This is a genomic window from Mariniblastus fucicola (genome assembly GCF_008087665.1).
Classification (GTDB): Bacteria; Planctomycetota; Planctomycetia; order Pirellulales; family Pirellulaceae; genus Mariniblastus; species Mariniblastus fucicola.
The window spans coordinates 2265471-2277480 of the sequence record NZ_CP042912.1 but is presented as its reverse complement, the minus strand read 5'-3'; the positions used below and the strand labels follow the sequence as shown (position 1 = coordinate 2277480).

Sequence of the window (12010 nt, the reverse complement as noted above, 5' to 3'; positions counted from 1 at the left end):
AATGACTGGAAATTCAGAACGATTGAACTGCATGGTGAACCGACATCCTCGATACCAGTGTCTCGTATTTGTCGCGGCATTGGCCTGTATGCTTTTGCAGCTGACCAGTGAAAGTTACGCACAAAAAGCCAACGATGAGGCGATTCAAAAAATCTCGGCGGCGGTTGCGTACGAAGTCGAGCATAAGGATCTGCCCGCTTTCTCGATCGCAATCGTCGAAGGCAACGATGTCGTTTGGTCGAAAGGTTTCGGGTTCCAGGATGCGGAACAGGAAACTCCGGCGACCGATCAAACCGTCTATCGCGTTGGCTCAATTTCCAAGCTGTTGACGGACATCAGCGTGATGAAGCTGGTGGAATCCGGCGAACTGGACCTGGACGAACCGGTTACGACTTACTTGCCTGACTTCAAACCGAACAACACTTCGGGCACACCGATTACATTGCGAATGTTGATGACCCATCGTTCGGGTTTGGTACGCGAATCGCCCGTGGGGAACTATTTTGACCCCGACGGACCTTCGCTGGCCGCGACCGTTGCCAGCCTCAACGGCACGCCGATCATCTACCCGCCAGGCTCCCGGACCAAATATTCAAACGCGGCGATCGCCGTGGTGGGCGCCGTCCTGGAATCGAAACTCAAAGGCCGCCATGCCGACCTGGTAAAGCGTGAGATTTTCGAGCCGCTGCAGATGGACAGCAGCAGCTTCGACTTGACGCCCGAGATCGAGAAAAAGTTGGCGACGGCCTACATGTGGACTTACGACGATCGACGTTTCGAAGCACCCAAGTTTTTGTTGGGAACCGGCCCGGCAGGAAACCTCTACTCCAGCGTGCTCGACCTTTGCAAGTTCACGTCGTTTATCTTCAACGAAGGCAGAACAAAGAACGGCCAGGTCATCAAACCGGCGACGCTGAAGATGATGACCTCGCCACAAATCGGACCGGACGGGAAAGCTCAACGATTCGGGATCGGATTCCACATTGGCGATCTGGACGGTGAAAAAGTCATCGGTCACGGCGGCGCGGTCTACGGCTTCTCGACGCAACTCGAAGCCATCCCTTCACGAAAGATTGGCGTCGCGGCAGCGTCAGCACTCGACGGCAGCAACGGCGTTGCAACGCGGTTGAGCCATTACGCGTTGCGGTTGATGATCGCGAATCAGGATGGCAAACCTCTTCCGGATTACCAACGCACTTCACCGGTTGCCGTTCAACGAGCCAAACAACTGGTCGGGAGGTACAGGGAAGTTGACGGCGATCGCACGGCAAGCATCATTGAACTTGGCGGTCGAACGTTTTTGGAGCGAGGCACCTTTCGACACGAAATTCGCGCCAACGATTCAGATGGTGCGATGGTAACAGATGACGTACTTGGCTTTGGCATGACCGTAACACAGAAGAACTCGGACATGCTCGAAATCAATGGGACGACATTTGCTCCCATTGCAAATAAACCACCGGCGAAAGTTCCCGACCGTTGGAAAGGGCTGATTGGCGAATACGGTTGGGACCACAACACGCTGTACATTCTTGAGCGCGAAGGTCAGCTTTATGCGTTGATCGAATGGTTCTACTACTATCCGTTGAAGGAAGTCAATGAAAACGAGTTTCTGTTTCCGGATTACGGCCTGTATCACGGTGAGGGACTCAAGTTCACACGTGCTACAGACGGAACCGCCACCGAAGTCGTTGCGGCGGAAGTCAAATTTGTTCGACGCGAGATCGGCACCAAGGACGGCGAAACGTTCAAAATTGACCCTATCAAACCGATCGAAGAATTGCGAACGACGGCTCTGGCGGGCAGCCCTCCGGAGGAACATGGTAAGTTTCGGAATTCCGACCTGGTAGATTTGGCGTCGCTTGATCCGACGATCAAAATGGATATCCGCTACGCCACGACCAACAACTTCATGGGAGCCGTTTTCTACAAACAGCCCAAGGCATTCATGCAACGTCCGGCGGCTGAAGCAGTCGTGCGAGCCAATGCCAAGCTCAAGAAACGCGGGCTGGGCCTGTTGGTCCATGATGCCTATCGTCCATGGTTCGTGACGAAAATGTTTTGGGACGCGACTCCCGGAGAGATGAAAGACTTCGTCGCAAATCCGGCTCTCGGTTCGCGGCACAATCGTGGCTGTGCGGTTGACATCACGCTTTACGATCTTGAAACCGGCAAGCCGATCCAGATGGTGGCGGGCTATGACGAATTCTCAGCCCGATCATTTCCGATGTATCCCGGAGGCACCGCGAGTCAGCGTTGGTATCGCCATCTGTTGCGGCAAACGATGGAGGCCGAAGGCTTTTCCGTCTATGAATTTGAGTGGTGGCACTTCGACTATAAAGACTGGAAGAAGTATCGTATCGGCAACCAGACATTCGAAGACATTTTGAGCTCCCGAAAGCCGGAGAAGACCATCAGCAACAAAGAATCGACTTGCCGCATCGCCATCGGGCAAATCATGTGCATCGACGACGACATTTCCGGCAACCTGACACGGATCGAACATGCGATCAAGCAAGCCAAAGACCAACAGGCGGACATTGTCTGCCTCCCGGAGATGGCATTGCGTGGCTGGGTGAATCCCGAAGCTCACGAATTCGCTTCCACCATTCCGGGCAAGGACTCCGACGTGCTTTGCGAGCTTGCCCGCAAGTATGAGATCCACGTTTCGATTGGCCTCGCGGAGAAAGAAGGCGACAAACTGTATGACTCGGCAATCCTGATCGACGATCGCGGCGAGGTCATCCTGAAGCATCGAAAGATCAACATCCTGAGCGACCTGATGAAGCCCAGCTACACTCCGGGAGAAACGGTTTCCGTTGCTGATACCCGGTTCGGAAAAATTGGCATGCTAATTTGCGCTGACACATTTGATCAGGATGCTTTGGACAAAATGGTTCCTCGCAAACCCAATTTAATGCTGGTCCCCTACGGCTGGGCCAACAAAGCAGGAGCCTGGCCACAGCATGGTTTGACGCTGGAGAGTACGGTCAGTGCGGCGGCAAAGAAACTGGACTGCCCGGTGATCGGAACCAATCTGGTCGGCTCCATCGCGCACGGCCCGTGGCTGGGCATGGTCTACGGCGGTCAAAGCTATGCCGTCGATGCAGAAGGAAACACGATCGCCACGGGCGCCGACCGAGACACGGACATCGTCGTCTTTGATGTCCAGCTTTAGGGACGGGTGCTTCTCGAGATTCCTGGCCGCCGGATCGGGTCAGTTGCCAATCCTCGGTTCAATACTCCGCAAAAACGGAAGATGCTTTGTTGAACAGGTCTTCGCCATCGGTAAACCGGGAACACAGATTTGGTCCCATCGCTGATTGAATGGCATCGAACAATTCATCGTCCATCGGTCGATGTTCAAGGTCGCGAATGAACAGCCCCTTGATGCGGCCCGGGAAACGTTTGCAGACTTTCAAATAAATTTCAGGGTCTTTCTCACCCGAGTCACCAACAAGCACGAAATCCCGGTTCGGAAAGCACTTCAGCAGCTTGGTGATCGCAAGCCGCTTGCCCTGTCGGCGGATGATCAGCTTTTTAAACAGCTGATCTCGCAAGCGAAAATTCCGCAAATGCATCGTCCCGATCGGCAGCCCAAAATTCTCTTGCAACTCAACCAACGGCTCGAACAACTGCCACGGACTCGACGAAACGTAGTGAAACTCGGCGCCTAACTTCTCCCAGGCCTGATAGGTTTCTGCCATCCCATCAACGCAACGAAAATCGCGAATGAAGGTGTTGTTCAGCAACTCGCGACGGTCGCCGACAACGGAATCTTTCACCGTGTCGTCGATGTCCGACACGATGCTCAGACCGCGGTGGGGCAGCAGCCGAGCGTTCACACTGTCCGTGGCTTCATCGCCATCAATCGTGAGCTTGATCGGAAGCACCTGGCTGCCTTCGGACGATCCGTCGCAGGCTGCGTCAACCAGTTCGCTGGGCACAATCAGCCAATTGCGAAAATGACCGTTGCCTCGCGTTTTCTTCCGCAATGAAAAACCTTGCCCACCGACCGTGGCGACGACCCTGCGGCGTTTGTCGGCTTCGGCCATGAACGGATTGATGCGGTTGAGAAAAACATCACGCTCCATTTCCTCAGGGGCGACCTTCATGACGTTACCCAGCATCCGGATCATCATCTTCTGCCGTCGTGTGAACACAACGGGCGAAAGCCATGCGACACCGGACAGGTTCAGCCGCCAATTTCCGGATTCAAGCTGATACCCCCAAGCCGGATAGCTCAGCAGTTGGGTTTGAGATTCCCGTCTTCCGCCGGGCTTGAGATTGATCATTTGGATCAGTGATGGTTTTTCAGGTTAAATTCAATTTTGTCCATCGACACGCTTCGAGCCACTCACCGACAAGTCCCAGCCGATTTTGATGGCGTGTTCTCCAACACAATCGCGTACGGCTTGCCATTAAACGTCAATTGACACGCGTTCCCCCAATTAGAACCCTCCGCAATGGCTTTGGCAATGTTGAGCCTATGCCGTAAAATATGGGGCTCGATTCTTTGCACCATCAAAACGGAACTATGTTCAAACTCGAATCCCCCTTCAAACCTGGCGGCGATCAACCTCAAGCCATCGACAGTCTGGTGGCCGGAATCAAAAACGGCCAAAAGCACCAGGTTCTGATGGGTGTCACCGGTTCGGGAAAGACGTTCACGATGGCCAACGTGATCCAGAAAATTCAGAAGCCAACGTTGGTGATCTCGCACAACAAAACATTGGCGGCTCAGCTGTACAGCGAATTCAAAGAGTTTTTTCCGCACAACGCGGTCCATTATTTCGTCAGCTATTACGATTACTACCAGCCAGAAGCTTACATCCCTCAACGGGACATCTACATCGAGAAAGACGCTTCGATCAATGAGGATATCGATCGACTTCGCCTGGCAACCACCAGTTCTCTGGTCAGCCGCAAGGACGTGATCATCATCGCCAGCGTTTCGAGTATTTACGGACTCGGTTCGCCGGAAGACTACAAGAACATGATGGTGGCGATCAAAGTCGGCGAATCGATCGACCGGGACAAAATGCTTGGCAAACTGATCGAGATTCAGTACCAGCGCAACGACATTGCGTTCGAGCGTTCTCGATTTCGCGTCCGCGGCGATAGTGTCGAGATCTGGCCTTCGTATGAGGAGTTTGCCTATCGCGTTGAGTTCTGGGGCGATGAGATCGAAAAGATTTCGGTCATCAATCCGCTGACGGGTGAGTCGTTCGAGAAAGTGGACAGCATCTACATTTATCCGGCCAAGCACTTTGTAAGTTCGGAGGATCGGATCCAGCAGGCGGTCAAACGGATTCGTCTTGAACTAAAAGAGCGGTTGGAGTTTTTTCAGAACGCGGGCAAACTGCTCGAAGCCCAGCGGCTCAACGCACGTACCCGGTTTGATTTGGAGATGATGGAGCAAGTCGGCCATTGCCCTGGCATCGAGAACTACAGTCGCCACATCGCCGGTCGAGAGGAAGGTCAGGAACCGGAAACTCTGTACAACTTTTTCCCAAAGGATTTTCTGCTGTTCATCGATGAGTCTCACGTCACGGTGTCTCAGGTTCGAGCCATGTATGCGGGCGACCAGAGCCGAAAAAACACGCTGATCGACCACGGTTTTCGGCTGCCAAGTGCACGTGACAATCGTCCGTTGCAGTTTGAAGAATGGGAAAACAGGATCAATAAAGTCGTTTACGTCTCGGCGACGCCGAACGACTACGAGATGGAAAAAACCGAGGGCGAAGTTGTCGAACAAATCATTCGGCCGACTGGTTTGCTTGATCCAATCGTGGAAGTTCTTCCGGCCAGCGGACAAGTAAACCATCTACTCGGAGAGGCCAAGGAACGGATTGCGGCGGGAGATCGCGTCCTGGTCACGGCGTTGACAAAACGGCTGGCAGAAGACCTCGCAACGTTCTTTTGTGACAACGGAGTGTCCGCAAAGTGGCTGCACAGCGAACTGGATGCGTTTGAACGCGTCGAGCTGTTACGTGACTTACGGCTTGGCGTTTACGACTGCCTGATCGGTGTGAACTTGCTGCGTGAAGGACTCGATTTGCCTGAAGTTTCGCTCGTCGGAATTCTGGACGCAGACAAGGAAGGCTTTCTACGAAGTGAAACGTCGCTGATCCAGACGATCGGTCGTTCGGCTCGAAACGTAAACGCCCGAGTCATCCTTTACGGCGACAAAATCACCAAGGCGATGAAGAATGCGATCGAAGAAACGGCGCGGCGTCGCAAAATCCAGGAGGACTACAACACGGCAAACAATATCACGCCACACACGGTGAAAAAGGAAATCAAGGATGGCATCCAGGCGGATTTGAAGAACCGGGCTGACGCGACGGCGAAGGCGACCGCCGAAAATACAACGTACATTACGGAAGAATACGTGAACGAATTGCGGACCGAGATGTTGCAGGCGGCGGAGGATCTGGAGTTCGAACGCGCGGGTTCGCTGCGGGACCGAATTTCACAACTGCAAGAGAACATCGGCAAGCCGCTCGACAGCGTAGAGTCATCGACGAAAGGTCGCAAAAAGAAGGGTCGCCGAAAGGCCTCGAAAGTTCCTCGCCCCAGAAAGCAATAGACTTACGCGACGACAGCATCGCGATTTAGAAAAGCGTCGCCAGAACGCGAAAAAGGCTCGACTATTCGTTCGGTTGCGGCATTTCAAAAATCGAAATTTGATTCAGCTCCCTGCCTGTCACGACGGCAACAGTTTGATCGTCACCTCCGATGCCCAAATCGACAGTAACCGGTACAGACCGCGAACCAAAACGATACGTCCGCACCAATTCTTTCTTTCGCCAATCCCAAATGGCGACTGCATCACGTCCCTGCAACAACAAATACTTTTGGCTGTTTGAGAACTTGATCGATTCCGGTCGAACTTGAGAGCTGAACTCCGACCGAACTTTCTGACTGCTCACATCGGCAACACGAATTTTCCCGCTGTAGCCATATGCGATTCGTCCTCCGTTCTCCGAGAGTGCAGATGCACCACGGATACTGGTTCCAAACGAGGTGATCCTGTCGCGGTTTGTATTGCCGCTGCCGGTCGCAATGCCGCTGCGGTCCATCGCGACAAACCCTTCATTGCCACGCGAAGTGATTTCCACAATCCCGCTGCGAAATCCGAGCAGACTTCCCGTTTGTTTTCCGGTTTCAAAACTGGACGCATACACTTTGCCCGATGCGTCCCCCGAGACAACTCGTTCGCCGTCTCCAGTCAGCATCAGTTTTGTAATCTTTGAATCATTGACTGGCGACTCGGAAACGAATTCTGTTGTGCCCGCGTCCAGGTCAAGGATCTTCCAGGACTGGACCACATTGTCGGAATGGATCGCGAACCGGGAAAGATCTTCAGCAACCGCAACGCCCTGTATTTTGAATCCCGGATCCAACTTTAAAGCAGTTGTTTTCCAACCGTCGTTTCGCGTCGCGATCAGGATTGAGTTGGTCTCTCGCCCGGAAGTCAGGACTGCGATTCTGTTGCGAGGCAACGTTTGAATCGACTTGATCGGAGCACTGAAAGCCGGAGAGCGATCGATCTCGAAAGGAACTTTGGCTGCGACGTTTGATGCATCGTCGTCACGCAACAGTGTCGGCGACTTTCCTGCCTCCGGTCCATCCTTCGCCATCGGTTCTGTTCGATCCGAATCCCCTGAACGACTCGAACCCGAACGTTGTAACATCTCAGAAACGGTGAACAGGGAAGCTTGCGATGGCGAGCCGTCCGTTAGCCCGAGCAGGCTGTTACCGTTCCCCGAAACGCCACGAATTGGAATTGGCAGGCTTCCCCAATACTGTCCGGCGACAGCCCGATCAGCGATCGAAATCGCATCGATCACACCACGCTGACACAGGAAAACGGTTGATAAATCAGCCGAAACGCTAACTCCGGAACTCTGCAGCGGCGGCTTGCCCGACAAATCCGGCAACCGCGTTGTAGAGACAATTTTTCCGTTGGCGGCATCGATCAAGACCGCACTGTCTTCGACGACCGCGAGAACTTGAGAGCTGTCTTTCGAGAATCGCAATGCAAAGACCTCGCCGTCAACCGGGACGCTGGTCGAGCTTCCGATTCTGGAGGCGGCTTCAAGGACATTGGCGATGACAATTTTGCCTTCATGGTTGTAAGCGATGGTTCGCTTGCCCGCGGCAACGTTACGGTGTTTTTCCTTGAACACAGGACTCACCGAAGTTTCGATCAATCGATTGAGCTGACCGGCGAGCAACTCCCACTTTTCCAGCTTTCCACTTTCGTAAAGAATCCACATCGCGGGCCGATCTGAAATTCGATCCTCTGCCGCCGCACAAACCGCTGCGACGTCGCGATCGAGCTTGCGGCTGACCAGCACGGAATTGGATTGAATCGAGAACACAGAAAGTCGATTGCCGCGACTGATGGAGAAAACGTGGTCTCGAACCAGAGCGACGTTCAGGTCGGAATTCGTGTCGATAGCAAACATCTGAGTCAACTTCGGGTCGATGCCGCGCGTGGCGACCATCTGGATATCCGAGTTCGAAATCGAAGGTGGCTGCCACGCATCCACCGCTGGCTGATTCCGACGGTTGGCTCGGCGGCCAAAGTTGCGACGATCAGCGCGATTGGCAGCACCCTTGTTGGCGTTCGGGTTGTTTCCTGGAGCAATCCTTGCGCCCCCAATCGGTTGCAATCCGCCTCGCCGATCCCCTCGTCGATCCGGTTCGCGATCGCGGCCTCCATTGACGGCCATGTCTTCGGGCTCGGGCATTCCCACTCGATCGGCTGTCGGAAACTCGTCTCGAAAGAAATCGTCGCGATCCGCCAACTCAACATGGTCTCCGCGCAGTTTGACATGGTTTGGCGGAAGCAAAATTTCGCCTCCGTCATTCTGAAGCGGAAGCCAACGGGCCGGCACGCCCATCGCGTAGAGCATTTTTCGCTCCCAATGTCCGAGTTTGGGAGCAATGAAAAGATTCAACGAAAACCACGAAACTCCAGCCAGCACACAGGCGATCAACAGGCTAACCAGCATCCAAAACTGCCGAGCGTTCCGATGCGCCCGAAGCTGTTGCCGCGTCACGGGCTCACGCACCGCCGTGACGTTCGAATTCGAATCATCACCGGGAGTCGCGGAATCCGGCAGGCTTCCATCGTCACGCTGAACCAAAGATTTCGCCGACGCTTTATTCTTTTTACCAGCGTGGGCTCGCGGCGGCGCAAGCGGATCGGTGCTGGGCGTTTCCAGCACGTTCAGAATATCGTCGTAGTCGTCGTCGAGGTCGACAGGATCGTCACCCAAACCAACAGGCTCGTTTTCCGGTCGCCGATCCGGGTTCGACGGCGTCGCGGGGAATGCTCCACCGGACGATTCATTGAACGGGAGGACTTCTGTCGACGCGTAGTGTGCGGGCTCGACGTTTCTGGCCGGAGCAACCAGAGCTTCTTCTGGCATCAATTCGGCTGACGATCCGGGTTCCTCAGTCAAACCATCCTGAACGCGGAACGCGAACCTGCAGCCACGACATCGGAGCGTCATTCCGCCGGCGTCTGCTGGAAGTCGATGTCGTTTGTGACACTTCGGACACCAGATTTTCTTCGCCGGCTTCGCCATGGATCAAACCGTTTTTTTGAGTCCGTACTTCTTGATTTTCCGGTCCAGTGTGGAACGCTCCACACCAAGGATCGCCGCTGCTTTACTTTTGTTCCACGCGGTCGACGCCAGAGTCTGCTCAATGTGGCGACACTCGACTTCCTCCAGCGACATCGGCCGATACTCATCAACCAAAGTCCCCAAATCGAACTGCGATTCACTCGCCGTCGAGAGTTTTGTCAGCGTCAGGTCTTCCATCTCAATGGTTTCCCCCTGAGCCAAAACAACCGCCCGCTCGACCACGTTCTTCAGCTCGCGCACGTTGCCCGGCCAGCGGTATCGTTGCAATTGGTGACGAACATGCGGCGAGTAACCTTTGATTTTCCGTCCCGTCTCTCCATTGTACTTTTGCAGGAAGAAGTCCGCCAACACCTGGATGTCTTCGGGGCGATGCCGTAGCGGCGGAACATCGATTTGGACGACGTGCAAACGAAAGAACAGGTCTTTGCGGAACTTGCCGTTTCGAACTTCCTCCTCAAGATCACGATTCGTCGCCGCGATCACGCGAACGTTGACTCGAATAGCTTTGGAACCGCCGACTCGCTCAAACGGATGCCCCTCGAGGACACGCAAGAATTTGGCCTGAATCGAAGGGCTCATCTCGCCGATCTCGTCCAGCATCAACGTGCCTTTGTCGGCCGCTTCGAACTTACCCGCCTTACGTTCCGTGGCTCCGGTGAAGGCACCTTTCTCGTGCCCGAAAAGTTCGCTCTCAAGCAGCGACTCGGTCAATGCCGCACAGTTCAAACAAACAAACGGCCCGTTCCGACGGTCGCTGGAAAAGTGAACCGCTCGCGCGACAAGCTCTTTGCCGACGCCGCTTTCGCCGCGGACCAAAACCGTCGCTTTGCTTGGCGCCGCGCGGTGAATCTGCTGGTGGACTTTTAACATCGCCGGACTCGAGCCAACGATCTCGCTTTCGACATTCAGCTGATTTCGCAGTTGATCGATTTCGCTGCGAGTTCGCGACAGGTCGTCGACAAGTTTCTGTTCGCGATATCGAGTTTTCAACGCCAGCCCAACGGTCTCCGCCACGGCCAACGTAAACTCCAGATCGTCCGGGTCGAGAACTTTTGCCGGGATGGTCGAATAGAGATGAATCAGCCCGACCGTGCGAGCGTTCATTCGAATCGGAGCACAAATCACACTGGTCGCGTGAATCTTGCCTGACGAGTCCCGCAATCCAAGTGCGCTGTCGTCTTGGACATCACGAGCCAATACCGCTTCGCCGTTTCGCAAAACGGTTTCAGTCAGAAACTTGGACACGCGTTGATATTCGGGACGATTGGTACTGGACCAAGCCAGAATTTCGAGGTGTTCCGGATCGGTCGTTGTCCGGCGAGCGCGTGGCACCAACATTACCGCTCCGGAATCAACACCCGACATATCCATCAGGTTGTCCATCGCCATTCTGGCAACGCCTCGAGCCGTCGTTTCTTTCGCCAGGTCAAACGCCAGACGACATAGCCTTGTTGCCGCGATGCCAAATTTGGGAATCGGATCTTTCAGCTCTTCGAGGTCCTCGTTGTCGTGGTCGAGGAACTTGGTCTTCTGTCGCCGGTGTGTAATCGTTTGCGGTTCGGTGACTTCTGCTGCAACGTTTGTCTGCGTCACCTCTTCGTCGCTGTCGCTGACCTCAAGGCCAACAATCGTTTCTCCGCCGATTTCGACTCGCGAGAAAACTTTTTGCTGATCTTTTTTCCCATAAGCTGCAGAAAGATCTTCTACGAAAGACATTTGGGTGCCAGCGATCCAAACAACGTCACCGACATTCAGCTTTCGATCTCCGGAAAGCGGTTCTTCTCCGATGGCCGTACCATTGCGGCTGTTAAGATCACGGACCGTCCAGGCACCGTCGGAAAAGAAGATTTCGGCGTGTTGGCGGCTGGCCTGATCCTCCTTGATGACGATCTGATTCGTCGGCGAGCGCCCGATTGTGACGGTCCTACCGGGTATCAGCCTGAAAACATCAGACCATTTTTTACCGTCTCGAATGACCAGATAGGCAAACGGACCGTCAGACTTGTTCTTTTTCGTAGATTTGCCCATGGAGGCCTGAAAAGAAGGATTTTTCCTCAAGCCGTCCGCGAGCAACATTTTGCCCGGATATTGCCTGATTTTCTTGATTTTACGCCAAACGGCAGTTAGTGTTGCCTTATGGTGCGGCGGTTCGCCCGCGCCTGATAAAACACCCTCGCGGTCGAGTCTTCCCCGTCCACGTATATCGTACCCGTTGGGGTATGTTCATTTCCAGTGTGACCGGAAACATTCGGCGATTTATGGTATTGGGACCGTATTCGATCGATATAAATTCGGTGGGGATTTCGTAGCCACATTTTACAATATCCGGGGCAGGATCACCTTTT

General features: G+C 54.2%; 5 protein-coding genes. 2 read left to right on the top strand and 3 right to left on the bottom strand.

The genetic code is table 11. The features are described from left to right. Window position 1 precedes the first annotated feature (1 nt). Window positions 2-3178, top strand: a complete 3177-nt coding sequence (locus MFFC18_RS08340) for a serine hydrolase (RefSeq protein ID WP_238381304.1) — start codon at window positions 2-4, stop codon at window positions 3176-3178. Window positions 3179-3236: 58 nt separating this feature from the next. On the opposite strand, the gene MFFC18_RS08335 is transcribed toward MFFC18_RS08340, so the two are convergent. Next, a complete protein-coding gene (locus MFFC18_RS08335) occupies window positions 3237-4295 on the bottom strand; it encodes a phosphatidate phosphatase App1 family protein (protein ID WP_075085557.1) in 1059 nt (352 codons plus the stop codon). A 242-nt stretch (window positions 4296-4537) separates the two neighbouring features. Here MFFC18_RS08335 and uvrB point away from each other — a divergent pair, with 242 nt between their 5' ends. Then, complete coding sequence (gene uvrB / locus MFFC18_RS08330) at window positions 4538-6592, top strand: excinuclease ABC subunit UvrB (protein ID WP_075085556.1); 2055 nt, start codon at window positions 4538-4540, stop codon at window positions 6590-6592. A 61-nt stretch (window positions 6593-6653) separates the two neighbouring features. Here uvrB and MFFC18_RS08325 read toward each other — a convergent pair whose 3' ends face one another. Together MFFC18_RS08325 and MFFC18_RS08320 are read right to left on the bottom strand one after the other, a co-directional pair. Further along, window positions 6654-9605 (bottom strand): zinc ribbon domain-containing protein, encoded by a 2952-nt coding sequence (locus tag MFFC18_RS08325; protein WP_075085555.1) that lies wholly within the window; start codon window positions 9603-9605, stop codon window positions 6654-6656. 3 nt (window positions 9606-9608) lie between these two features. Then, window positions 9609-11693, bottom strand: a complete 2085-nt coding sequence (locus MFFC18_RS08320; RefSeq protein ID WP_075085554.1) for a sigma 54-interacting transcriptional regulator — start codon at window positions 11691-11693, stop codon at window positions 9609-9611. Window positions 11694-12010: the final 317 nt, after the last annotated feature.